Raw genomic sequence first — 25799 nt, forward strand, 5'->3', positions numbered from 1 at the left:
CCTCTGCATTTCCGGGGCTTTTGTAACATATTGTGTGAATCTGCAATTCACCTGATTCCGGATGGATGAAACGCTGGGTTTCTTTCCGATCATTTACCTATCGGAATAGCGGGATATACTCTTGAGTGACTAAACCATTCAATAAAAAAGCGTTACCAACGGTTTTCCAGCATGTTGGAGCAAGGTCCGTGCCAAATAAGCACACAGCCTGGCACAGGTAAACTTACTATTTTTAAAGGCTTTATGAACCACTTCCCGACCCGTTGGCGAGAAACTTTCAGAAGTGAGGAAAATTGTTCCAACAAGATGAGGAAGAAATTGTCTTAATCCTATTAGAATTACATTTTATGAAAATTAATCAGTAACACCTTATGCATAAAATTCATTTCTGCTATAATAATCAATGACTTAAACAATATTCCTGTCACCTGAAGGGAGTCCCATCCATGGAAAATTTAAAAACCCTGAATATGTGCGATTTCTGCTCCAAAGAAATCACGGTCTGTGGTGCAAAAACCGTCCTGGCAAAAGAAATTGACACCGATCAAAGGCAGTTTACGGCTCTTCTGATGCGGTCATTGCCTGTGATGGATACGAAAGCCCCGTGGATATTTTGAAAAAACAGTTCCACTAAGACCCCCCTGACATCTCCTCTATTTTGTTGACAGACCTGTAACTTCAACTTAACGGGCACGTGATACCCGCCTCCTATACTCCTTGAATAACTTATGGGAATCTTTTGGAGAGCATCCCCAGAGATTCAAAATTTTCAATTTTCAGAGAGGGGTATCATGGCCAACGAAGAGGAATCTAAAAGAAAACTGGTCGAGTTCTTGTGGGTTGAAATCAACCGCGCCATAATCAACTCGGTGGAGGTGAAGTCCTGCATTAAAATCCTAAAGGATTTAGAACTGCTGGACCATATTGAGGATTACAACCTCGTGCTGGACGTCAAGGCTTTGATCGAATTGATTAAAAAGAAAGATGAAAAAGACGATGCGATTCCTTCGAGGGAGGACAAGGATGACGCGTCTCCAGAAACGGGTTCAGCAAAAGCCGAACAGAAAAAGCAACCTGCCAAGGGTTCTTCACAGAAAATCGACGGAAAAAGTTTGACCGAAAATGAAGTTCTGTTTCAAAAACATCTTGAGCGAAATTTCGACGAAAGTTTGTGGCTGAAAAAGGTGGGAATCCGGTTTCTTAATTAACCGTGATATAGACACGAGACTTTCGTCTTTGATATCGCAACCGCGCAATCCAGCCGGTTGCGCATGTCTTTGCCGACGCGCAGATAAAGCAGGGTGAGGAGAAAATCAATCGCCTGCCTTTTTCACATTATCGGCAATTAAAACCACACTGGTTTTGTTGATCGCCAGAAACTCAGCTTCAAACATAAGTTCTCCCGTGTTGACATGATAAACTTTGGCGGCGGTGACCGGAATGAAAGGCCCGCTGTCATGATTCAACATGTCCAGCAACCGATTTTGCGGCAATATAAAAATAGTTCCTTCAATTTTCTCGTTGGTTGTTCGGATGATTGCATCGATTTTTTCTTTTTTTACCACGGCCTTATAAGCCATAATCTTGTTTCCTCTAAAGTTTCCAGTTAGCAAACGACACAGAAAAACATGGGCAAAGTGTAACTGCCAATGATTTCAAAATCCACATAAACCTAGACTGAAAAAACAACAAGACTCGTTTCATCAGGTCAAAAACCGGAACAGTAAATTTACAAAATCAAACCTGTATGCTACGATTTCGCACGCTACAACTTGCACCCCGACTCTCAACAGGAAAACGGGTTTTATCTTTTTCATCGTTCAGCGTCTCCTCCTTGGAAATCAGGACAACACCCCATGAATAAAAAGCCACAACCTTTGAAACCACTTCCGCTCAGGCTCCAGGGAACGGACGGCATCCGCCGGGAAGTCCGGCGGGCTTCATCAAAAGAGTTCTCAGGATTGACCCCGCAACAGGTCTTTCTTGAACGCGGGTTCATCACTGAAGAATTCATGGAACTATATGCCTTTGCTTATGTGGATAACTTAATCAAAAAGGGTGAAGCCAAACCCGGCGACGGATTCGTGGTCGGCTGGGACCCCCGGGATGTAAAGGGAAACTTTACCGGGGCTGTGATTGAGGGAATAAGAAAGGCCAATGCGAACGCCTTGACAATAGGCATCGTCCCCACGCCTCTGGTGCCCAAATACATGCTTTACAAAGAAGCCCAGGGAGGCTTCATGGTCACCGCCTCCCACAACCCGAAAGACCAAAACGGGATCAAAACGTTTTGCGCCTATCGTGGCATGAAGCTGCTTCCAGATAACGATATCGAACTCACCCGCGCCATCCTTTCGATCGACTACCCGGCTTTAAAGAAAGCACCCCTGAAAGGAACTGAACAGGACTGCCGCAATGAAGCGCTGAATTTATTCGCAACGTTCTCCCTGCTCCCTGAAAACTCCTGGTCCGAGCCGCAACCGGGAAAACCCATTGCCTTCACCAACATCGTTCTTGTGGTCGATCCGGCCAAGGGATCGCTCTCCCAAATCGGGGCGGAGGTTTTTCGCAAGGCAGGGTTTGGCCAAGTGATTGAGGTCAATGCCACACTGGACGGCGATGTCAATCTTTGGAGCGGAGTGGCGGACCTTGAGGGACACTCACATATTTCATCGTCAATGATCGATAAACAGTCGGGACATTTTCGCAAGCACAAAGCCGTGTTAAAACTTTTTGAACTGGGCCGGAAACTCAAACCAAAGATTCTGGAAGGAACTAAACGAGTCGCGGGAGCTGTGTTCGATGCCGACGGCGATCGGTTTTACCGGCTGGAATACAACCCCTTTAAGGATGAATTGCTGGTAATGAGCGGCGATGAAACGGCATTCCTGCAGGCCATGTACCTGATAAAAAATGATCCCAGGCGCTACAAAAACACACTGTATATCAATACCGTTGAAAGCGATCTCAACGCGGCGGTTGCGGTAAAAAAACTGGGGCTCAAGCCCAAACTGACTGCTGTTGGAGATAAGTGGATACTCCTGCAAACCGCGCTCCTGCTCGTGGAAGCACGATTTAAAGCGCTGAAGAAAACCTCGGGATGCGCTCTTCCCGCAAGCCTGCAAAAAAAATGGGATACTGTGCGCAAATCGGCCACCCTCAATGTCGATGCGTTTCAGAAACTGGAAGCAACGATTGACGCTCTGGAGAAAAAAAATCCATCGGTAAAATCCGTCGATTATTCGCGCCTTCTAGCCTTTGCCGTGGGAAGCGAGGAAACCGGCCACAACATCACCTCAGGCAGGCTCAATCTGGAATCCGGAAAATCCATGCCGGTGTTTTTTGGCAACGGGCTCAAAAGTGCTCTCAACACCTTTGCCGCTACGGAATATCTTTTTGTGGGAAAAACGCCTCGCGCATATTTCTCCGGCATCCACAAACCGTTCAAACCCGGTTTCAAGGAAACGCTTTACGTTTATTATGTGCAACAAGAAATGTTCCATAAAGATTCCGCCATCTGGAAGCAGATCAAAAAATCCCTTCTGGCCGATGCAAAAACTGCAGGCTTTAGAGGCGGCATTGTGGAATTCCCTGAAGACCCTGACATGTTGTATATTTCCCTGAAACCCGGTTCCAGCAAAAATGCAACCGCTGGAATATTCGTGCGCAATTCAGGAACCGAAAACAAGATCAGCATCAACCTCAGGGGAGATCAAAAAGAAGCCCGCCTGCTGAAAAAAATCGGCGAAAGCGCCATTCGTCTGCTTTTAGGAACGCTCAAGGACACGGGCGACCATTTTTACAAACTGGAGTTGGATGTATTGAGCCAGGTGGCCATACAACCGATGCAGGAAGATGAGTTGGTCCTCGAAAAGCAGTCCCGAACCCGGATAATAGCTGAAATGGGAAAACAGAAGCTGATCGAATTGACCGCAAAAGGTTATCGTTTAACAGCAAGAGGAAAATGGTATATTGCCTCGAATCAAATCGCCTGAAAAATTCATAAACAAGACCCCATGATCGCAATTGAAAATTTTTTTGACCATTTAAAAGACTTCGCCCATGCAGAGATTTTTGCGGACAGCGAATGGGTGTGGGAACCTTTGAAAACCCTGGAGGAATCGATAGCCCGTCTGATCCGGGAAAAGTCGGAGAGCGCCCAGCGGTTGAATTCCCTGGAGGGGACTACGATTTCCGCACCTACCGACCACGGCAATGGCAAAATCGGTAAGAGCCTGTTCGTGAATCAATGGCTGGAAATAAAAGCTCCCATCCTGCTGGAAAATTTAGGAATCTGGATTGGTCGGGGAACCGTCCTTGAACCCTCGGCGATTCTCAAAGGTCCCATGATCATCGGCGAAAACTGCGAAATCCGGCAGGGCGCCTACATTCGCGGCAACGCCATCATTGGCAACCACTGCGTGATCGGGCACGCCACCGAAGTCAAGAACAGCATCATCATGAACCATAGCGAGGCGGGGCATTTCAATTATATCGGCGACAGCATTCTAGGCCGGCATGTGAACATGGGCGCCGGGTCGCAATTGGCCAATTTGCAATTCCGCACCGGGGCGGATAAAGACCGGGAAGAACAAATTTTCCCCGAAATTCCCGCTCTCATCGATGGTAAAGCCATTGCTACAGGCCTCAACAAATTTGGCTCCATCGTCGGGGACAATTCCGAACTGGGGTGCAACGCCGTTCTTTGCCCTGGGGCTCTGGTGGGCAAAGACAACTGGATTCTCCCCAACTCCGTGGTGGCCAAAGGTTATTACCCGCCAAACTCGATTTTGCCCTTCAAAAGCCGAAAATAAAAATTTTCGGAGAAATAATGAATAAATAACATTATAATGATTTCACTAGGAAATAATCCTGACCCAGATATCTAGAAAGTCCATATAATAAAAGCGTTTAGAGCGGGAGTGATGAAATTGGTAGACATGCGAGATTTAGGATCTCGTGCTTCACGGCGTGGGGGTTCGAGTCCCTCCTCCCGCACCAGCCTTCGGGCTGGAGCGACTTTGCTCACGATAGACATGCTACTTTGGCGCTCACTACGCTAAGGTGGTGGCACAGGCATTCTTGCCTGTGCTACTTAAAAACAAAAGCTTAACTTGCTGACTGTGTTTTCCATTTTCAGCAGCTTTTTGACATTAGGGCATCTCTAAAAATTGACAACGACGCCGAATCGCCAATTCAAAGAAGCGTCTTTTGTTTTAGTAGGACAGGCTTTCCAGCCTGTCCGCACGGGCTGGAAAGCCCGTGCCACTGATTTAAGAAACTTTTGCACACGATTCTATTTTCTGTAAAAACTAATTTTTAGAGATGCCCTTAAATAGATTTTGCGCAGCGGAAACCGATGGTGGGATTTTTCATGGCGGGGTAGACAACGTTCCTGAAAGAAATTTGCGCCATTTTTTTATCGCTTGCCCATCCTCCCCCTTTGACGATGCGCAGGGTTTGGGTTTCTGGCTCCTGGCTGGAAGGTGAGTAAGGTGTGCTGACCCATTCCCAGACATTTCCTGTCATGTCCAAAAGACCATAAGGACTGGCCCCTTGTGGGTAAGACCCGACCGGCGCGGCCAGAAAAGAACCGTCTTCGTTTCCCAAAAGGTTGGCCTTTTCGTTGGAAAATTGATTGCCCCAGGGCCAGAGATTGCCGGACTCGCCTGAGGCCGCGGCCACCCATTCCGCTTCCGTGGGCAAACGTTTTCCCGCCCACAGGCAGTATTGATGGGCGCTGACCCAGTCGATGCCCATCGCCGGGCAGTTGGGACAACTCCTGCCTTCGGTGAACGGGGTTTCGTCATACTTGCTGTCAAAATTTTTATATTGGCCGACGCTGATTTCCAGTTGATCCATATAAAATGCCGGAGGATTGATTGACCCGGAAGCGGTTTCGTCCGATCGAAGCGTTCCCCGTGGAAGATCCAGAAGGCTCATCCTGTTGGCGCCGGAACTGATAAGGACCATGAGGGCCCGGTCTTTGGCACTGGAGATGGTCGGCAGGACGATTTTATTACCAGAGACAGGAGGTGGATATCCGCTTTTGCGCGAATAATTTTGTTGGGCCGCCAATGTCACTTGCCCCCTGGGGTTTTTACTGGGTGCCTGGCGGGATGCGAGCGAGAGGGTGTTCCGCTTTTGGGAACGGACCTGCGTTTTCTTCTTCTCGGCGGATAGGCGTTTGCTAAATCCCGCTCCGAGAGGGGGCGGGTTGGAAGCGCAGCCTATATTCAGCAAAAATGCCAGACCAATAATTAAGAGGAGTCTCAACGTGTTTGCAAATCCTTTTCGACCAGGGAATCAAACTTCTTTTTCAGTTCCCGGTACCGTTGATATTCTATTTCAGATTCTTCCTTCATGCCCAATTGTTCATAAGTATAACCCAGGCTGTAATGGGCATTGTGATGCGTGGGATCGAGCTGAATCGCTACCTTGAAGGCCTGCTCGGCATCGTGGTGCATTTCCTTGAAGTTATAAATTCCACCCAACCCGTAATAGCCTTCCGGGTTTTTCGGATTTTTTTGAATGGCTTTCAAAAAGGATTGCACCGCTTCGTCATATTTTTGCTGGTTGGTGTATTCTATTCCCGCCTTGACATAGTCATCGGTTTCCTTTTCGGCGCAACTCGAAAACACCAGCGGTAGAAGCATAAGAAAAATTATTTTTAGAAATCGCACGGCAAAGGGCTCTGGGGCATAAGATCGTGGAAAGAAACCTAACTAACTCAATAATATAACATTGCCGTGCAGCAGTCACCATAATAACTGGAATTTTTCTGACAATTCGCTATAAAAACTCATGCCAGATTTTCTGCAATTAATTCTAGTGATTATTACCCTGGGCCTGACCGCAGGGACGGCGTTTGTTACGTTCAAAGGTTTTGGATTGATCAAAATCGGCTGGCTGAATTTTTCCCGGTTGAAGGATCTTGAAGAACAGACGCAGGGCACGAAAGACCCGCTCCGCAAAAAGGCTCTGCAAACGGTGATAGAACATTGCCAGATCTTGCGCGGCCAATGGATTCTTAAGGAGCCGGATTTAGAGATCGCCGGGAAAACCCTATATTTAGCGGAGGCAATCGCATCCATTTATCATCCCCAATCAGACGCTCCGCTCATGGAAGCGCGTCTGGGTAAACTTTTGGAAGCCTTTCTGGAACTGAAAAACAGAATTGTGGTCTTCAGTGAGCTGAAGGGCGTCCGCAACTTTACCCAGTTCCGTTTGCGCCAGGTTCATTATTTGTCCCGCGCCTGGAAGAAAAAAGAGCAATGGCAGAAATCCCCTGTCGGGCAGGTATTTTCCCGTTATAAAGGCCTGTTCAAATGGCTCTATTTTTTACTCCGCTGTATGGACCTTACTTTTTGGACGTTCAAGATGCTGGGTTATATCCTGCACGACATTGTCCTTAAAATTTTACTGATTCGCTGGTATCTGACCATCGGGGAACTGGTGATCGGGGTCTATTCGGAACGTTCTGAAGAGCCTGAGTTGCGGGCGGATGACCTGCTGGATCAACTGGGCTCCATTCCCGAGCAGGAACCCCCAACGGAGCTTCCCGCAGGGGTCCGTGAAATAGCAGACCGATCGAGAAAGGGTCTGATGTTCCAAATGAGTTCCCTGGAGTGGGAGCAGGCGAAGGAAATTTATTCTTGTCTGGTGCAGGATATTGCCGGCTATCATTTCCCGCAAGCGGAGGAGCCGCTTTATGAAGTCAAGCTGTACCCCTTGATGATGGCGGTCTCCCGCCTTTCCGATGAAGTGGCTTCGATACGCGATCAACCGGTTTTAAAGAAACTCTTAGGAGTCCGTGTCTCGCATCTCTTGTTGGCAAAAGACGCAGTGGATTTTGTCCGCGAAAGCGAGTTTGGGGGGTGGCTGAAAAAATATCCTGTGGGCCGGTTCCTGAAAGTTTCCCGGTTGCTGTATCAGACCTTCCAGAAAAAACATCCCGGTTTTCTGTTCAAAGATTTTGCCTTCTTTCTGGTCAAGGAAGCGGGAAAACGATGGATCTACGTTTATTTGCACAACCGAATAGCGCTGGAAACGAACCACGCGTATCAGGAAACCCCACTACGTGGGGAGGAAGATCGGGCCTGACGCTACGCGAGGCCCTAAACCATAAACTCATAGCTCGTTACTTGTGGATAACCGGTAGGAGACGCGGATGCCGCTGGAGTAGATATCCGACCAATGCGAATTCTGTTTCTGCTCTGGGGTGAACAGATCGTGGAATGAGCAGGAGCGGACACAGTATTCAGACCAATCCAGAAGAGCGTATTGAACGTTCAGTTGCTGAAACCAGATTTCCAGAAGCGCCCGGCTGGGCAAAGTTATCATGCTCAGGTCCTTGCCGCGATAGTCGAAGGATTCCGGCAGGCGGTAATCCTTTTTTTCCGGCTGGGTCAAAGAGACGATCATCAGGGGCAAGTCGAGCGTTTCATCCTTGATGCCTGGATAAACACTGGCGGCGTCTTTTCCCTGGACGGCGGCGTACCCGGCGGTGAAGGTATCGAGCAGGACAGTTTCCCTGGCGACACGGCGCATGAGTTTGAGCAAGCGCAAAGGCTCTGACGTGTAATAGAGCATCCCAAAACAGAACACCGTGTCAAAACTGTTTGCGGGGGTGGATTCGAGGAAATCGAACACGTCTCCGACCTCAAACTGGCAGGCGCTTTTTGGGATATTTTCGCCCTGAAACAAATTCATGCATTTTTCGACCATTTTATTTTCCACATCGATTCCCTGGATATAATGGGCTCCCATCCGGTGCGCCGCGTAGGCGAATGTTCCCATGTGGGACCCGACATCCAATATTTTTTTACCGGCGATCGCGTCTTTTTGCCGACCTAACAGGTTATCAATCCGGGCGTTCAAGCACTCATGATTGTACGGGACGGCCCAGCGATTTTTTCGTGTGTCGGTGGTTAAAAAATTGGAGTCTTCGGGAATGTAGTTTTGAATGGGTTTCAATTTATTTTTATTCTCCATTTTAAGATAGAAAATACCTTTCGTTCTAAATGGTGGGAATGCTATAATGCCGCTGATTCTATAAGGTTTATCTGGAATTGTTCATTCCTTTGAATGGAGCAAAAAACGATTTTAAAAGAAACTTTATCAGCTGTCACTCCCGTAATTTCACCGGAAGAGGAGGAGCTCAAGCTCAAGAGGCGGGACCTGGCTCAATTGGAGCAGGATCTGGCTGAAAAAGAGCTGGGGCTTTCCACCCTCAAGGGTGAGCTTCACCTTTTTGAACGGCGCTACCAGGTGGTAGTGGGCGCCAAGTATACCGAACTCGACGAGGTGAAAGCGCAAATTCTGGAGCTGGCTTCCCGACTCTACCCGCGTTCGGATGAATTTCGCTCTGGAGCGCAGTCTGCCAGAGAACGGGCCCAAAGCTCCGCTGATGAAACCGATGATCTTGAATCGGACTCGCCCCTGGAAGAAGAATTCAAACCCACTGAAAACCTAAAAAAACTGTTCCGCGACGTCGCCAAGAAAATCCACCCTGATTTAACCTCGGACGAGAAAGAAAAAATTCGTCGGCACGAACTGATGGCCCGATTGAACCAGGCTTATGATCGACTGGATGAAGACGCGATTCATGCCGTACTTCTGGATTGGGAAGCGGGACATCAATCGGAAAAAAAAGAAACCCTGGGAACACAGCTGGTTCGAGCCGTCCGGCAAGTTGCGCAGATAAAAAAGCGCTTACAGCGGATTGATGAAGAAATGGCTGAAATAAAAAAATCTGGAATGTATCAGTTGATGAAAAAAATGGCCTCGATTGGAAAAACAGGCGGTGATTTACTTGAGGAAATGGCCGCCGGTGTCGATGAAAAGATAGATTCGATCAAATCCAAAGTGAGAGATCTGGCAGGAGAGTTTGATTAATGAACATCCGGATTGATATTCAGCCCTATGAGTAAAAATGTAATTTCCGCACCTCCATCCCAAGCCGCTTCGGCGGAGTTTTCTCCCGGTAAATTTTCCAATATATCGCTTAAGGGTCTGGACTTCCTTGCCAAAGGGAGCGATGCAACCGACACCGAACTGACCTACCAGAAAACCGATGGTTCCCTCGATGCTATCAGCCCCAGGGACGCGGCGCGCTGGTTTAAAGATGCTGAAATGGGCAAGCCGCAGGCGCAATACAATGTCGGCGTGGTTTATTTCAAGGGCGTTGGCGTGGCGCGGAACAACAAGGAGGCGTTTAAATGGTTCCAGAAGGCGGCGGAAAAAGGTTCCGCCAATGGACAGGGCTTCCTCGGCATCATGTATGAAAATGGTTTGGGTGTCACTCAGGATGATGAAAAAAGTGTCCATTGGTACAAAAAGGCGGCAGAGCAGGGGGACCGCGTGGCCCAGTTCAATCTGGGGCGCATGTATTATTTTGGCAAGGGGGCTGCTAAAGCGCCTGAGGAGGCCGCCAAGTGGTTCTATGAAGTGGCTCAATCTGGGAACGATATCGCCCAGAATATGATGGGTATCCTGTTTGAAAAAGGCGAAGGGGTGCCAAAGGATCTGGACATTTCCGGCAAGTGGTTTCAGCAGGCGGCTTTGCGGGGAAATGAAGAAGCCCAGTTTAACCTCGGCGACCGTTACGAACACGGCAAGGGAATCGCCAAAAACCTGGAAAAGGCGGTGCGCTGGTATTACAAGGCGGCAGTCAAGGGCCTGGATCTGGCGCAATTCAAATTGGGCATGATGTATTTTAACGGTGAAGGCGTTGCTAGAGATACCACGGAAGCGGTTAAATGGCTGTGCAAGGCGGCGGAGCAGGGAAATGAAGAAGCTCAGGAATTTTTAGAAAAGAACAACGATCAGTCCCTTCCCAACGCGGAAGAATTTTTTGATAAAGGCCATTTCTTTTTTGAGCGTGAAGATTATGAAGAAGCGGTGTCCTGGTATCTTAAAGCGGCTCAGCACGATCATGCGGAAGCGCAATTTCGTCTGGGGCGATTGCATGATCGTGGTCGGGAAATTGTGCAGAATTTTGCGGAGGCCCAGCTATGGTATGGCAGGGCCGCAGAACTGGGGCATGCCGGGGCCCGGTATCATCTGGGAGTTCTTCATTTTCTGGGAGAAGGCGTTGCTCAGGATTATGAAAAAGCCGTTTCATTTTTTGAGGCGGCGGCCAGACAGGATATTCCGTCAGCGCAAGTGTTTCTGGGTATGCTGTGCGAAAAAGGCAAGGGTGTGCGGCAGGATTTTTCCGAGGCCGTCCACTGGTACCGTAAGGCGGCGGAGTCGGGGGATGATTCTGGTCAGCTTTATTTGGCCAGAATGTATTACCACGGTCAGGGAATAGCTCAGGATTTTGCGCAGGCCTTGAATTGGTCACAAAGTGCGGCGGCACAGGGTAATCCCAAGGCGCAGTACGATCTGGGGCGCTTGCATTATAACGGCCAGGGGGTGCGGCAGGATTATGTGCAAGCCGTTTACTGGTTTCGCAAAGGGGCGGATGAAGGGCATGACTACGCTCAATTTGCATTGGGAAAGGTGTATTACGACGGCAAGGGAGTGAATCAGAATTTTCAGGAAGCCTATTGCTGGATAGAAAAAGCCGCAGGTCAGGGCAATGCCGGGGCGCAGAATCATCTGGGAACCCTGTTTGAAAAAGGAGAAGGCGTTGCCAAGGATTTTTCCCAGGCGGCCAAGTGGTACGCCAAAGCGGCGGAGCAGGGCAACGCCCAGGCTCAGGATAATCTTGGGATGATGTATTTTGTCGGCAAGGGCGTGCCTCAGGATTATGAAAAAGCGGCGGAATGGTATCGAAAGGCGGCAAAGAAAGGGAGTGCGAGAACGAGCGAAGAACTGGATTTTCTGGATTCATCTGATGACCGCATGGACCCTGTCAAGGTCGTCAAATTCTTGCGCAAAGCCGCAAGGGAAGGTGTCGCCCGAGCGCAAAACCAATTGGGACTCCTGTATGAAAAAGGCGTTGGCGTCGAAAAAAGCTCAAAGCAAAGTGTGAGCTGGTACCTCCGCGCTGCAGAACAGGGCCACGAAGACGCTTTGTATAATATGGGACGGGTGTCCTGCCAGGGAACCTCTCCAGACTATAAAACCGCATTTGGCTGGTATTTAAAATCGGCTGAAGCGGGTAATGCGGAAGCCCAGTATCAATTGGGGAAATTGTATGAAAAAGGGCAAGGGGTTTCTTCCCAGGATTATTTAAAAGCATTTGACTGGTATCTGGTTGCGGCGGAAAAAGGGAACTCCAAGGCTCAATATGCTTTGGGTGTCCTGTATAAACAAGGTTGGGGCGTGGAAAAAAATGAAAAAAATGCTCGCCAATGGCTCCAGCGTGCGGCGGAGCAGGGGTCTTTGCTCGCCTGGGGAGCTCTGCAAAAAATGAAAACCTGCTCATGGATGTAACTCCCTCAAAAACTCATATTGCTGAAATGAGTTTTTCCTTCCGGTATTAGATAAATCCAAAATTTTTTGTCAGGTAATTAATACCAGTCCGACTTAAAACGGACTGGTATTATTAATTTACAGAGGCGGGTTTTTGTGCGCTTGACTATATTGATATATTTCTATATATGGATATAGTTGGAAGGTAGGCAATGAGCTCATTGGGAGATTCGATTGAAAAATTCGTTTTCTATTTATATATGCGCGGTTGTCCTCGGGCTTTTGGCTGGGGCCGCAGGTTCTTCAGCTGTCTATGCGCAAGAACGGACAACGAAAAAAATAACCATAGTGGGATCGACGACGCTTCTCCCCATCGCTACCCGGGCCGCTGAACAATTCGCGGCGAAAAACAATAGAACGGTTTCCATCACCGTCAATGGCGGCGGGTCGGGCGTTGGGGTGCAATCGACCGGAAGCGGCCGCGCGGATATCGGCATGGCATCGCGGGACATCACCTCCGCAGAAAAGCAACGGTTCCAGAAACCCGGATTGCGTATCCTGGTGGTGGGACGCGATGCGGTGGCTTGTGTGGTTTCCTCGGAAGTTTATTCCGCCGGTGTTCGGGCGTTGTCCAGGGAACAGATCGGCGGCATCTACCTGGGGAAAATAAAAAACTGGAAAGTGGTGGGCGGGCCGGACCGGGAAATCGTGGTGATTGATAAGGAGCGGCATCGGGGTACCCGGCATGTATTTATGAAATATGTATTTGGCGATGAAAAGGCCAGAGCTCCCGGCGCCCGTCTGGTCACCGGATCGAATAATGAAGAGCAAAGCAAAATTGCCCAGAGCGATTCCGCCATCGGCATGCTTTCCATCGCCTGGATCAATGCCGATGTGGTGGGGGTCGGAATTCGTGAGGGGGGTGAAATTATCGAGCCGACACTTGATAATGTTCGCGCCAATCGGTTTCCCATCTCCCGCGACCTGAATTTGGTCACTGTCGGCGAACCTATGGGCGTTGTCAAAGAGTTTTTAAACTTTGTTGTGAGCCCGGAAGGGCAGAAAATTGTTTCCGAGAGCGGTTATATCCCGGTTCATTCGCATTGATCGGGCATTTTAAATTTGGCGGGGAAGGTGGATTGCAGGTGAATCGTTTTTTCCGTTTGGACTTCTTTCGGGTGACCACAGCATTCATGGCTCTGGTTTCCCTGGGGTGCATTGCCGGGCTTTTTGCTTTTTTGGTCGTACAGAGTGTTCCCATCCTGGTGGAACAAAAATGGAATTTCCTGCTGGGTCAAGACTGGTGGGCGGGAGAGGTGTATGGTGCGTTGCCCATGGTCTACGGGTCCTGCATGGTGACGGGGCTGGCATTGTTGCTGGCCTTGCCCTTGGCGATCGGTGGCGCGGTTTTTACGTCTGAATTTTTGCCAGCGAAACGGCGCTTGTGGGTGAAGGCGCTGATGGAACTTTTTGCGGGTATTCCTGGAATCATTTATGGCCTGCTGGGGGTCGCTTTCCTGGCAGGCTGGGTGAAAGAAAGTTTTGGCCTGATCGACGGCAACACGATTCTGACCGCAGGGCTGTTGCTGGGAATCATGATTCTTCCCACCATCCTGACCTTATCGGAAGATGCTTTACATGCCGTCCCTGGGCAATACAGTGACACTGCTCTGAGTCTGGGATTGACAAAATTGCAGATGATAACCAGCGCCGTGCTTCCTGAGGCTCTGCCGGGAATCGCTGGCGCCATTTTTCTGGGCTTGGGTCGCGCAATGGGTGAGACCATAGCCGTCATGCTGGTCATAGGCGGGCTCGATAAAATTGCCGACCCCTGGTACGACCTGTTTGCTCCAGCTCAAAGTATCGCATCGAAACTGGGACGGGAAGCGGCGGAGGCCATCGGGACGGATTTGCAGTGGAGCGCCTTGATGGCTCTGGGGATGACCCTGTTTTTGATAGTGATGTTTTTTACCCTGATGGGCAACCTGTTGTTGAAAAGAGTACGATGATTCTGGATAATCTGCTGGAAAAAATGGTGCAGGGTTTATTGGGTTTGTTAACCCTTTTCACGATTTCAATTTTGATTCTTATACTGGGTGCGGTGTTGTGGAAAGGCGCTCCCGCTCTCGACTGGGAGTTTCTCAGCCAGGCGTCCACAAATTTTGGCGCCGGGGGGGGAATTTTTTATCAGATGGCAGGAACTCTGCTATTAATGGCCGGTGCGGTGATCGTCAGTTTGCCGGTCGCATTGGGGGCGGCCCTGTTTCAGACAGAGTATTTAAAATCCGAGCGGCTCAAAAAATTTTTTCGGAACCTGATTCACTCGCTCAATGGCATGCCGACAATTCTTTTTGGCTTGCTGGGCTATATGATTTTTGGGGTGACTCTGGAGACGGGCGTGTCCTGGCTGACAGGAGTTTTGATTTTGGCGGTGATGATCCTGCCGACCTTGCAGGTGAGTTTTCAGCAGGCGGTTGAAACGCTGCCGGAAAAATACCGGGATGCGGGGATGGCGCTGGGGTTGAGCCCTTGGGCGATGATCCGTTCCGTCATCATTCCCCAGAGTCTGTTTGGCATCGTCACCGGAGTGCTATTGGGGCTGGCGCGGGCGGCGGGGGAAACGGCGGCCATCATGTTCACCGCCACGACGTTTTCAGGGATTTTACTTCCCCGTACATGGACCGATCCGGTGCCCACTCTGCAGAGCCACATCCTTATACTTGCGCAGGAGGCCCTGAACCCGGAAGCGGTGGCCCATGCCTGGGGAGCGGGGTTGGTGTTATTGAGTCTGGCATTGCTATTGATTGCAGGTGCTCTATTCTGTCGAAGCAGGATGCTGATGGAGTCGGAACGATGAACAAATTATCACCTGCCATTGAAATACAGAAAGCCAGTATTTCTTATAACGGCAAACCGGTGCTTGCGGATCTTGATATGGTAGTCCCCGAAAAAACCGCCGTAGGGGTCATCGGTCCATCAGGCTCCGGTAAATCCACCTTGTTGCGCACGCTTTGCCGGATGAACGATCGGATTTTTGGGTTTCACGTCCAGGGTCGGATTCGGGTGGGCGGTGGTGACATTTACGAGAAGGGGGTCGATGTTTATCAATTACGGCGCAACGTTGGGATGGTGTTTCAAGCCCCTTGTGTGTTTCCCAAAAGTATATTTGAGAATGCTGTTTTTGCCTTGAAGCGTCTCAGCCCTCATCTCAAGAAAGAATTTCCGCAAATTGCGGAGCAAACGTTACGAGACGTATTTTTGTGGGAGGAGGTCAAGGACCGCTTGCATAAACCCGCTTCCACCCTGTCTCTCGGCCAGCAACAACGGCTGGTCATCGCCCGGTCCCTGACCATTCAGCCTGAAATTCTGTTGATGGACGAACCAACTTCCTCTCTCGACCCAAAATCCTCTGCGGCTATCGAGGCGTTGATCGTTTCTCTAAAATCCCGGCACACGATCGTGCTGGTAACCCACAATCTCTCCCAGGCACAACGGATCACCGATGATTTGATATTTCTGCATCAAGGAAGAATCCGGGAATCAGGAAGCACCGCCGAAATGTTTGAAAACCCTTCCTGTCCAGAAACCAGGGACTATCTGAATCGCCTTACGGATGTTGAATTTGTCTGAACATTAAATTCATTCCCTTTAAATTCCCCGCTTAAACATTTATAATCAGGGCATCCATCCATTATTCGGTCAGGGTCTTGAAAAATAGTAAAGTGAAAAAAAGCAAGGAAATCGATTCATCGCGATCGGGTTATGTTTCGCTGGCAGAGTTGGCCGACGAATTGCGCAAGAAGAACCCCGGCATGATGAAAAAAGTGGAAGCTTTGCAGGTTCCAGAAACATCTTTTTCGAAAATTATAGAAGATATTTATGATTTGCTCCCTTATTCCTGGAACGATTTGGAATCCTTTGAACATGGAGTGGAGCAAATTATTGCTGGAAATTTTGTGCTCGCGATTGATACGCTAAAAAACCTTGCACAGCAAAATCCCGATTGTTACCCGGCCCATCATCTCCTGGGGTTCGCTTTCGGGTGTCTGCAAAAATACAAACAGGAAATGGAATGTTATAGGAAGGCTGCAAGAATTCGCCCGGACTATCCCCAGGTTTATATTGACATGGCCATGTCCTACTGGGTGCAGGGGAAAGAAAAAAAATCTTTTTCCGAGTTCAAGCGAGTGATTCCTCTATCGCCGGATTTTTCAACCGTGGAGTTCTGGCTGCAATTAATTTTCGAACGGTTGGAGCGAAATAAAATTATAACCAGATCACGCAAAAGTGAGGAGCTGGAATCGAAACGGGCAATGGCTTATGGGAGTTGCTTGTTGGGCGTTGCCTATATTGAATATGGACAACACATCGCCGCGAGACACGCCTTCAAAAAAGCGGTTACCCTTTTGCCGGATTTTGCAGAAGCGCAATACCAGTTGGGGTCGATTCATATCAAAAGACTCCGCAACCCCAAACGGGCGGAGAAATACCTTGAACGGGCGGAACAGCTTTTTCTTCAGCAGGGGGATCTGCAACGAGCCAGCCTGGTTCATCAACTCGGCCAACCGGATGAAAAGGTTGCTGATAGCGGCAAGGCCGCTGAGGAATGGTTGAAGGAGGGATTGCGGCTTCAGCAATTGGAAAGGTATCAGGGCGCTGTGGACGCTTACAAGATGGCCATCAAGTATCAGCCTAATTTTGTGGACGCATTCTACAATTTAGGGGTCGCGTATGGCAGCCTCGAAGATTCCGGATTGGAATTGATCCATAAAGCCATCTGGGCGTTCAAGCAGGTGATTCAAATCAAACCGGATTTTATTCACGCCTATTCCGCTTTGGGTGCATCCTATATTAAGCAGAAGGAATATGATGAAGCTTTGAAAATTCTCACCAATGCCCTGGTTCTGGAACCAAAAGAATCGAGTATCTTTTATTATCTTGGGGTGGCAAGCCGCTTGACGGGAAACAATCAGGGGGCGGTGGGATATTTTAAAGATGCTGTCAACCTCAATCCCGGTTCGGTGCAGTCAAATTTTTATCTGGGTTTGACCTTGATGGAAGTGGAGAGATATGCGGAGGCTTGTGAGGTCTTCGAGGCATTGGTGCAGGTCAAGCCTGATTTTGCCGATGTCCATTTTATGCTGGGAAATTTATACACGGAAAAGATCAAAGACTCAGACAAGGCCGTTACCCACCTTAAAAAAGCGGAGAAGCTTTTTGTTAAATTGGACGACAATCCTCGTCTCTCCCATGTTCGGCAGATATTAGCCCACCATCATGTTTGATCGCCGTGCGTCATATGAAATTGAGGGACTCTCAATGGATCAAATAAAAAGATGACTAACCTATGGCAGTCAAAATCATTCAAGCTCACAGCCAGTGGTTTTGCGCTTGCATTTTTGTTGTTGATAGTATCCCTTGGGCGATCAACTGCGGCGACTGCCGTGGAAAAATTGGATCTGCAAAAAATGTCCGCCCATGAGATGGGGGAACAGGCGCTCACGGACTCGTTGTATTATAAATTCGATAAATGGTTTGACGTATTTGAAAGAGAAATCAGTCGCCTGGAAGGTTCCCCGGAGTCTCTGAGTAACCGGATGGAGTTGATGAAGTACAATTTTTATTACTCCGGTCTTTTGGGGGAACTCAGCCACACCCTGGCGTTCACCAGCAAATATAAAATAGAGGCGGTTGCATCTCGATTTATTTTGCACAGTTCACGCACTAAAGAGCTGGCTAAAGAAATTCTGGAATCTCCAGATTTAACGACCGGTCAACAGGCCGAGGCGTATTTGTATTTGGGAGGATCGGAAGGTTATATCGGCATTTTTGAATACGGAGCCGGCCACCTTTTAACGGCCCTGGTCAATGGGTTTCAGGCGGACACCCATTTGGCAAAAGCCCTTGCACTGGACCCCAATCAGGTGGATGCGCATTTTGGTTTGGGAGTTTACCGGTACGGAAACAGTCGCTTGGGCGGTGTGGGAAACTTCATCATGCAGGGGGGCCGTGACATGCGCCAAAAAGGGCTCGATCATATTGAACAGGCCATTCGTGAGAAGGCGCCCTCCATGCCTCTGGCTCTTAAAACGCTTGCCTGGTTTTACATTTCCGAGCAAGTCAACCCTGGTAACAGCGGAATCCCGGAGGGGCAGCAATTGTCTGTTTCCTTGTCCCGCGCCAAGGCGGTGGAGTTTATGGAAACGTTGGAATCGGAATATTTTGCCAATCCCCCCTACCCCGATTTCAAAGGCAACAAGGAACTAGCCATGATGCGGGCCCTGCAATTTATTCTGGATTCCGAATACGCTAAAGCCAAGGTAAAATTTCAAGAAGTTCTGGAGATTGCTGAAGACCTGAAGAAAAACCGGGGGTTTGCCATCAACCCGCAGTTAACCGATTCGATACAGGCGGGGGTCGAGTTTAGAGATCTCATGTTAATGGCTCCCGCAAAAAGTGATGAGGCCGGTGTTCGTTCTGCTTGTCTGAAAGTCACCGATCAACTGAATTTTTTGAACGGCGGGGGAGCCATGGTGGAGTATGATTCCAAAAAAATCCGTGGCGAACTTCATTCTCTTTTTGCCGGCAGGCTTGAGGGAATTTCCCGGCAGATGAATTGTTGACTCCTTTGCGTTAGTAAGACCCCACCTCCTGCCAGAGCCACTTTTTCCATAAATAGTTTTCTCCCCTTTTAGTTTTAAGGCAAGCTGTTGATATTTTGCATGAAATTTTGTCTGTAAGAAGTGTAAGGATTTTATGGACACCCCGACTTCATTTCGAACAGCGCCTTTTAAATCGAGTGCGGATTTTTATGACACCTTCTTTGAGGAGACCTATGTTTAGAATTGAATCGGTAGCGGAGGATGCGGCGGAAGGTAGCGTCAAGGCAATTTACGACGAGCTGAGAGATTCCATGGGCATTGTGCCCAACGTTTTGAAAGTTTTGAGCCTTTGGCCGGAGGGACTGGAATTATATACGGCGCTGGTAAAAACGACGATGCTGGCCAATACCAAACTGACCCGGGCCGTTAAAGAGATGATCGCGTCCACTGTCTCGAAGATAAACCAATGCGATTATTGTTTGGGACATCACAAAAATTTTATGACTCAATATGGAATTTCCTCTGAAATTTCAGAACAGATTGTGAACGATCCGCAAGCGGCGGAAATATCCGACGGAGAAAAAAAGTTGCTTGCCTATGTGGAAAAGGTCACTCGTCATGCCTACAAGGTTTCAGATGCGGACGTTGAGGAATTAAAAAAAATTGGCTGGACGCATGAACAAATTCTGGAGGCGACCTTGGTTGCCGCCTTGTTTAACGCCATCAACCGGTTTGCGGATGCCCTTGGAGTCCAGCCCGAAGCATGAAAAATTTCCTAGATGCAGGTACTAGCAATAAAGGGAGCGTTTTTATGTTTTTCCCTAAGAAATCAAACAAAGCCTTCTTCCTAAGAATAATTTTAGCGGCATGCGCGGTTTTTTTTCTTTCAGGGTTCGACTATTCCAGACACAGCATTCCCGTGAATGAAATATTTTCAGGCGGGCCTCCCAAAGACGGAATCCCTTCCCTCGATAAACCTCTGTTTACAACAGCCGATCAGGCTGAAGGTTATTTGCAGGATGAAGATCGTGTGCTGGGTTTGACAAGAAACGGTCAAGCCAAAGCCTATCCCATCAAAATCCTCAACTGGCATGAGATCGTTAATGATAAAATAGGCAAGCAGCCGGTCGTGGTTACGTTTTGCCCTTTATGCGGTACGGGCATGGTGTTCGACGCTAAAGTTAATGGACAGAGCCTGACCTTCGGCGTTTCCGGTTTACTCTACCAGAGCGATATGTTGCTTTACGACCGCAAGACTGAAAGTCTGTGGTCGCAAATCAAGACAGAAGCGGTGACCGGCCCGTTGACGGGCGCCCGGTTAAAACTTTTATCTTCCACACAAACCTCTTGGGGACAATGGAAGAAAAAATATCCGCAAACCCTTGTTCTTTCACAGAAGACGGGTTTTCACAGGGATTATGACCGTGACCCCTACCGGGGATATGCCATCAGCGAACAGCTGATGTTCAGGGTGAAAAACAGGAACAGCGACTTCCACCCCAAGGAGCGAGTGATTGGCGTGGATTTTGACGGGACCGTCAAGGCCTATCCGTTTTCAGAACTGGCAAAAGCCAAACAGCCGGTGCAGGATAAATTGAATGGCACTCCGGTAACGGTTACTTTCGATAAAAAATCGCAAACCGCCGTGATCCGGGATGCTAAAGGAAATGAAATTCCTTCCGTGGTCGGGTTTTGGTTCGCGTGGTTTACTTTTCACCCGGACACCGATATCTTCAGAAAAAGTCAGTGAGGGAAAAGTTATCGATATTACTTTTTCATCTTTCAGACGGATGAAGGAAAGCAGGTCACTCGCCCCGTAAAAAATAAGGCAGTTCCGTCCGCATCGACTCTTTTTTAAAATATGTAACAAAATCCACTCAGATAGTGGTCCTGCGTGGGTGGAAATCCTACCTTTTTAGTGATCTTCGCACTCTGTCAAATTCTTCAAACCATCAATAACCCTAATATTTAAAAGGTTAACCCTTTGCCTCTCTAATTTGGCAAGAAAATTGCTATTTCTATTTTGCCGGGATTTTCATCGGCGGTTATAGAAATCATTTACTACGGATTGGTTTATGGGAACTCGTTTTAATCTAAATTTACCTCTTAAAAATGCTTTCTCAGGCATGGGACGACAGATAGGATTTTTCATAATCCTCGTGTTGTCTTTTATGCTGGTCGGTTGGTATGTTTTCCAATCTGTTGAGAAGGAGATGAAAAGGAATCTTTCGAATCAACTCACGACTACCTTGTCGGCGAATGTTGAATCCCTCAGACATTGGGTCCGAGAAAAAAAACTGGATGCCGAGGTTCTGGCCAGCCAACCTGAGACCCGTGCAAAAATTCTTTCCTTGATTGAATTATCTAACCGGGAAAACTCAACAGTAAAAGTTCTCCAACAATCCGAGGAACTTCAATGGCTGAGAAAACATCTGGGGGAAGCTTGCAAAAAATATGAATATATCGGATTTGTGCTTCTTGATGATACGGGATTGCAGGTCGGAGCTTTATTGGAAGAACCTGTCGGCAAACGTCAATTGATTGAGCGTTCTGATTTTTTCTATCGCACCCTGCAAGGGGAAACAGTGTTATCCAACCCCTTTGCAGGCGAAGTGGACTTGCCTGACAGCCACGGGGTCTGGCAGAAAAATTGGCCCACTATGTTTGTATCCACACCCGTTCTGGATAATGCGGGTAAGAATGTGGGCGTGTTGGCATTTCGGATTCGGCCAGAGGTCAAATTTACTAAAATACTCGAAGTGAGTCGGTATGGAGATACGGGGGAAACCTATGCTTTTGATCGTGATGGAATCATGCTTTCTGACAGCCGGTTTAATGATCAATTAAAAAAGCTCGGTCTCATTCCTGATGGGCAAGGAATTTCCGCTATTCTCAATCTTGAAGTCCGCGATCCCGGCGGAAACCTGGCGAAAGGATTTGTTCCGGTTACCCCGCGTCACCAACAGCCGTTCACCCGTATGGCCGAAAGTGCGCTAAATGGGAAATCGGGAGTGGATGTGGAAGGGTACAGCGATTACCGGGGCGTTCCGGTTGTGGGAGCATGGACCTGGCTTCCGGAACTCTATTTGGGAATCACCACCGAAATCGATGTGACGGAGGCATTCGGCCCCCTTTATATAATCGCAAGGGGATTCAAGTCAATTATTGGCCTATTATTGTTTTCAACGGTGGTCGTCTTTGGGCAGGGATTGCGGCAATTTCGTGCGGAAAAAGAGCGTAACCTGGCAAAGGAAAAAACTGAACAAAGTGAAGCTAAAATTCGTGCGATTGTTGACAATGTGATTGATGGAATCGTTACCATTGACGAAAAAGGAATCATCCAGGTTTTCAACCCTGCGGCAGTGAAAATATTTGGGTATCGAGCCTCAGAAGTTTTAGGGAAAAGCATCAATATGCTGATGCCGGAACCTTATAAGAGTCAACACGATGAATATATAAAAAAATATGTGGCTAGCGGCAGGTCTGTAGCCATGGGAATGCAACGGGAACTGATTGGACTGCGTGAGGATGGCTCGTTTTTTCCCTTAGAGATCGCGCTCACTGAGTTGATCATTGAAGGAAAAAGATTGTTTACCGGGGTCATCCGGGATATTAGCGAATTGAAACAGCAAAAAGTGGAAATGGAACGAGTGATGAACCAGAACAAACTGATTCTGGATTCAGCAGGAGAGGGGATTTATGGCCTTGATTTGCAAGGAAACACGACCTTTGTCAATCCTGCCGCAGAAAAGATGCTGGGTTACTCGGTGGAAGAATTGCATGGCCAGCCTCAGCATTCCCTGATTCACCATTCTCATGCCGACGGAACCCCTTATCAGCGGGACGAGTGCCATATATACGCCGCTTTCAAGGATGGCAAGGTACGTAACGAAGTCAATGAAGTATTTTGGCGAAAAGATGGCAGTAGCTTTCCTGTTGAATATGTCAGTACACCCATCCATGAGGAAGGGATGATAGTCGGGGCGGTGGTTACCTTCAAAGATATTACAGTGAGGAAAAAAGCGGAAGAGGAACTCGTCCTGGCGAAAGAGAAAGCCGAACAGGCGGAAGCAGAGGCCAAATTGGCTAATGCTGCTAAAAGCGAATTTCTTGCCAATATGAGCCATGAAATTCGCACTCCCATGAATGCCATTATTGGCATGGGAGATTTGCTGGCTGAATCGAAATTAACTGAGGAACAAGAACAACGGGTCAACGTATTCCGTGGCGCTGGCGAAAATCTATTATTACTGATAAACGATATTCTTGATCTTTCCAAAATAGAGGCGGGTCAAATTGAGCTGGAACGAATCGAATTTGATCCTGTGCAATTATTGGAAAAAACCATTGAGATATTAGATCTGCGGGCGCAGGAAAAGGGATTAGAGTTGAATTATCATGTGTCCCCCGATGTTCCGAAATGCTTGTTGGGAGATGCTCATCGGCTCCGTCAGGTATTGATCAATCTGATCGGCAATGCCATAAAATTTACAGAGAAGGGAGAAGTTCTCGTTCATGTGGAAAAAAATCAAGAAACCGACGAGGCGGGGGGATTGTATTTTTCGGTGTCAGACACCGGGGTTGGTATTCCCTCGCAAAACCTGAAAACCATTTTTACCAGTTTTTCCCAGGCAGATTCCTCCATAACCAGAAAGTATGGCGGAACAGGACTTGGTCTGGCAATCTCTAAGAGACTGGTGGAATTGATGCAAGGACAAATTCGGGTGAGAAGTGAGATGGGTGAGGGGAGCCATTTTTCCTTTACGGTAAAGTTTGATGCTGATGCTCCGTCTGAAAAAGAACAACTGGTCATACCTGAAAGGTTGAAAAAAATGAAAGTTCTTCTGGTGGAGCATCGACCCTCCGTTCGTTCGATGATCAAGGACCATCTGTTGGACTGGGGGCTGTGGGTGGACGATGGGGACTGTGGGGAAATGGTTTTAGAGATTCTTCGGCGGTCCCAAATTAATGACGAGCCTTATTCATTGCTATTGGTAAATAGCCGTCTACCCGGAGTGGGAGGCTTTCGCTTACTTGAAAGAATCAGGAACGAGCTGAATATTCAAATTCCCGCTGTGATGATGATGCCGATTGACACGCGCAAAGGTGATTTACAACGTTGCAGAGAGATGGATATGGTGAGTTATGTGTCAAAATTTATCCATCCGAAAAAACTCCTCGAAAAAATTCTGGATACACTGGATAAAAAGGAACCTGTCGCCAAAAAAATGGTAGTAGAAGCGATCCAAAAAGAGAATACTCCTGTAAGGGAAGATGCATTGAGAATTCTTCTCGTTGAAGATTCAGCTGACAATCGATTGTTGATTCAACTGTATTTGAAAAAATCTCCGCATGAAGTGGACACTGCGGAAAATGGAGAGGAGGCAGTACAAAAATTTAACCCCGAGTCCTATGACCTGGTGCTTATGGATATGGCGATGCCGGTAATGGACGGCTACACCGCCACACAAATGATCCGGAAAATGGAAAAAACAAATAATTTACAGGAAACTCCGATTATCGCCTTAACAGCCCACGCCTTGAAAGGGGACCGGGAAAAATGTCTGGATGCCGGTTGCACCGACTATATGGCGAAACCGATCAAAAAAGCTAAGCTTCTCGAAGTCCTTCAGGATTATCAAAAAGAATTAGCCAATGGTAAGAAAAAATAAAGTCTAAATATCCGGATGTTTCTGCCAATCTCCTTTTCTCATATTTTTTAATAAACACTATCCGTCTCACCAAACTCCCCAATAAATTCCCGCATAGGTAAACAGTTAGCCACTTTTAGCGGTATAATACTTTTCAAATGTCTCTGCAGGGATGAAGACCTCGAGAAGATAAGTTTCCCAGGCAAAAAAAGATGTTTTACCACCCGAAGAAGCCATATGTGTTGAACCGAAGTAAATGCCCACCACATTGTCACAGGAGCCAATAATGAAAATCGGATTTGTAGGGCTGGGGAAAATGGGAGCCAATATGGTCGAACGTCTTCTCAAAGGCGGTCATGACGTGGTGGCCTATGATCCGTCAGCGGTGGCGGTGGATGCCGTCGTGGAAAAAGGCGCCACAGGTTTACAATCTCTCGCCGGACTTGTTGCAAATTTACCGGACCGGAAAGTGATCTGGTTGATGGTCCCGGCGGGAAAGCCGGTGGATGAAAATATCGCGGAACTGGCTTCACTGCTGAAAAAGGGCGGCATCATCATCGACGGGGGAAACTCCAACTGGAGGGAAACTCAAAACCGAGCAAAGGATCTGGAAGCTCAGGGAATTGATTTTATCGACTGCGGAACCAGCGGCGGCGTGTGGGGGCTGGAAAATGGATATTGTTTGATGGCGGGTGGCAAGGATTCGGCTTGCGGGGAAGTCGAACCGGTATTTAAAACCCTGGCTCCTCCTGAAGGGTATTTATACTGTGGACCCAGCGGCGCCGGGCATTTTGTGAAAATGATCCATAATGGCATTGAGTACGGCATGATGCAGGCATATGCGGAAGGTTTCGAGATTATGGAAAAGTCGCCTTTCGATCTGGATATTTTAGCCGTCACCAAAGTCTGGCAGAAGGGGAGTGTGGTGCGGTCGTGGTTATTGGAACTTGCCGAACTGGCGTTTACGGATGATCCCAAACTATCCAAAATCAAAAGTTATGTAGAGGACAGCGGTGAAGGGCGGTGGACGGTTCAGGCGGCAATGGATTTTGACGTGCCCGCCCCGGTGATCACGATGTCTCTTTTAGCCCGGTTTCAATCTCGGCAGCCGGACTCATTTGCCATGAAAGTTTTGGCGGCCCTCAGAAACCAGTTCGGCGGTCATTCAATTAAAAGGAAATAA

At 48.2% G+C, this 25799-nt stretch carries 21 protein-coding genes and 1 tRNA gene; 18 read left to right on the forward strand and 4 right to left on the reverse strand.

The genetic code is table 11. The annotated features are described in order from the left end of the window. The first annotated feature begins 446 nt into the window (after nucleotides 1-446). On the forward strand, nucleotides 447-617 hold the full coding sequence (locus O3C58_05980; protein ID MDA0691410.1) for a hypothetical protein: 171 nt from the start codon (nucleotides 447-449) through the stop codon (nucleotides 615-617). Between the two features lie 174 nt (nucleotides 618-791). Further along, entirely contained in the window at nucleotides 792-1208 is a 417-nt protein-coding gene (locus O3C58_05985; protein ID MDA0691411.1) for a hypothetical protein, read from the forward strand. A 105-nt stretch (nucleotides 1209-1313) separates the two neighbouring features. On the opposite strand, the gene O3C58_05990 is transcribed toward O3C58_05985, so the two are convergent. Further along, nucleotides 1314-1580, reverse strand: a complete 267-nt coding sequence (locus O3C58_05990; GenBank protein ID MDA0691412.1) for a hypothetical protein — start codon at nucleotides 1578-1580, stop codon at nucleotides 1314-1316. A 276-nt stretch (nucleotides 1581-1856) separates the two neighbouring features. Between O3C58_05990 and O3C58_05995 the strand changes: the two genes are divergently transcribed. The 3 genes from O3C58_05995 to O3C58_06005 all read left to right on the forward strand — a co-directional run bounded on the left by O3C58_05995 (nucleotide 1857) and on the right by O3C58_06005 (nucleotide 5001). After that, complete coding sequence (locus O3C58_05995) at nucleotides 1857-3995, forward strand: hypothetical protein (GenBank protein ID MDA0691413.1); 2139 nt, start codon at nucleotides 1857-1859, stop codon at nucleotides 3993-3995. A gap of 21 nt (nucleotides 3996-4016) precedes the next feature. Then, nucleotides 4017-4814 carry a glucose-1-phosphate thymidylyltransferase gene (locus O3C58_06000; GenBank protein MDA0691414.1) on the forward strand — a complete coding sequence of 266 codons (798 nt, stop codon included), beginning with the start codon at nucleotides 4017-4019 and terminating at the stop codon, nucleotides 4812-4814. A gap of 102 nt (nucleotides 4815-4916) precedes the next feature. After that, a tRNA-Leu gene (locus tag O3C58_06005) sits at nucleotides 4917-5001 on the forward strand. A 330-nt stretch (nucleotides 5002-5331) separates the two neighbouring features. On the opposite strand, the gene O3C58_06010 is transcribed toward O3C58_06005, so the two are convergent. Together O3C58_06010 and O3C58_06015 are read right to left on the reverse strand one after the other, a co-directional pair. After that, complete coding sequence (locus tag O3C58_06010; GenBank protein MDA0691415.1) at nucleotides 5332-6276, reverse strand: SUMF1/EgtB/PvdO family nonheme iron enzyme; 945 nt, start codon at nucleotides 6274-6276, stop codon at nucleotides 5332-5334. Beyond that, nucleotides 6273-6656, reverse strand: coding sequence for a tetratricopeptide repeat protein (locus tag O3C58_06015; protein MDA0691416.1), 384 nt, complete (start codon nucleotides 6654-6656; stop codon nucleotides 6273-6275). Before O3C58_06015 ends, O3C58_06010 begins: the two co-directional genes overlap by 4 nt. A 148-nt stretch (nucleotides 6657-6804) precedes the next feature. Here O3C58_06015 and O3C58_06020 point away from each other — a divergent pair, with 148 nt between their 5' ends. Then, nucleotides 6805-8103: a hypothetical protein gene (locus O3C58_06020; protein MDA0691417.1), complete on the forward strand. Its 1299-nt coding sequence runs from the start codon at nucleotides 6805-6807 to the stop codon at nucleotides 8101-8103. A 27-nt stretch (nucleotides 8104-8130) separates the two neighbouring features. Here the strand turns inward: O3C58_06020 and O3C58_06025 are convergent, their stop codons facing one another. Further along, complete coding sequence (locus tag O3C58_06025) at nucleotides 8131-8976, reverse strand: class I SAM-dependent methyltransferase (protein MDA0691418.1); 846 nt, start codon at nucleotides 8974-8976, stop codon at nucleotides 8131-8133. 111 nt (nucleotides 8977-9087) lie between these two features. On the opposite strand from O3C58_06025, the gene O3C58_06030 reads away from it, so the two are divergent. The 12 genes from O3C58_06030 to gnd all read left to right on the forward strand — a co-directional run bounded on the left by O3C58_06030 (nucleotide 9088) and on the right by gnd (nucleotide 25799). Further along, the gene (locus O3C58_06030; GenBank protein MDA0691419.1) at nucleotides 9088-9897 is read left to right on the forward strand and encodes a hypothetical protein; all 810 of its coding nucleotides are present in this window, start codon (nucleotides 9088-9090) and stop codon (nucleotides 9895-9897) included. A gap of 27 nt (nucleotides 9898-9924) precedes the next feature. Continuing rightward, nucleotides 9925-12384: an SEL1-like repeat protein gene (locus O3C58_06035; GenBank protein MDA0691420.1), complete on the forward strand. Its 2460-nt coding sequence runs from the start codon at nucleotides 9925-9927 to the stop codon at nucleotides 12382-12384. A gap of 213 nt (nucleotides 12385-12597) precedes the next feature. Next, nucleotides 12598-13470, forward strand: coding sequence for a phosphate ABC transporter substrate-binding protein (locus O3C58_06040; protein ID MDA0691421.1), 873 nt, complete (start codon nucleotides 12598-12600; stop codon nucleotides 13468-13470). A gap of 38 nt (nucleotides 13471-13508) precedes the next feature. Further along, nucleotides 13509-14372, forward strand: a complete 864-nt coding sequence (gene pstC / locus O3C58_06045; GenBank protein MDA0691422.1) for a phosphate ABC transporter permease subunit PstC — start codon at nucleotides 13509-13511, stop codon at nucleotides 14370-14372. After that, nucleotides 14369-15220, forward strand: a complete 852-nt coding sequence (pstA, locus tag O3C58_06050; GenBank protein ID MDA0691423.1) for a phosphate ABC transporter permease PstA — start codon at nucleotides 14369-14371, stop codon at nucleotides 15218-15220. The genes pstC and pstA overlap by 4 nt, the downstream gene beginning before the upstream one ends. Then, entirely contained in the window at nucleotides 15217-15993 is a 777-nt protein-coding gene (locus O3C58_06055; protein MDA0691424.1) for a phosphate ABC transporter ATP-binding protein, read from the forward strand. The genes pstA and O3C58_06055 overlap by 4 nt, the downstream gene beginning before the upstream one ends. A gap of 92 nt (nucleotides 15994-16085) precedes the next feature. Further along, entirely contained in the window at nucleotides 16086-17648 is a 1563-nt protein-coding gene (locus O3C58_06060) for a tetratricopeptide repeat protein (GenBank protein ID MDA0691425.1), read from the forward strand. A 51-nt stretch (nucleotides 17649-17699) separates the two neighbouring features. Continuing rightward, the gene (locus O3C58_06065) at nucleotides 17700-18986 is read left to right on the forward strand and encodes a hypothetical protein (GenBank protein MDA0691426.1); all 1287 of its coding nucleotides are present in this window, start codon (nucleotides 17700-17702) and stop codon (nucleotides 18984-18986) included. Between the two features lie 212 nt (nucleotides 18987-19198). Further along, nucleotides 19199-19732 carry a peroxidase-related enzyme gene (locus O3C58_06070; protein ID MDA0691427.1) on the forward strand — a complete coding sequence of 178 codons (534 nt, stop codon included), beginning with the start codon at nucleotides 19199-19201 and terminating at the stop codon, nucleotides 19730-19732. Nucleotides 19733-19776: 44 nt separating this feature from the next. Continuing rightward, a complete protein-coding gene (locus O3C58_06075; protein MDA0691428.1) occupies nucleotides 19777-20715 on the forward strand; it encodes a DUF3179 domain-containing protein in 939 nt (312 codons plus the stop codon). A 463-nt stretch (nucleotides 20716-21178) separates the two neighbouring features. Beyond that, complete coding sequence (locus O3C58_06080) at nucleotides 21179-24637, forward strand: PAS domain S-box protein (GenBank protein ID MDA0691429.1); 3459 nt, start codon at nucleotides 21179-21181, stop codon at nucleotides 24635-24637. Between the two features lie 265 nt (nucleotides 24638-24902). Next, nucleotides 24903-25799 carry a decarboxylating 6-phosphogluconate dehydrogenase gene (gene gnd, locus O3C58_06085; protein ID MDA0691430.1) on the forward strand — a complete coding sequence of 299 codons (897 nt, stop codon included), beginning with the start codon at nucleotides 24903-24905 and terminating at the stop codon, nucleotides 25797-25799.

This window comes from Nitrospinota bacterium (assembly GCA_027619975.1).
Classification (GTDB): domain Bacteria; phylum Nitrospinota; class Nitrospinia; order Nitrospinales; family VA-1; genus JADFGI01.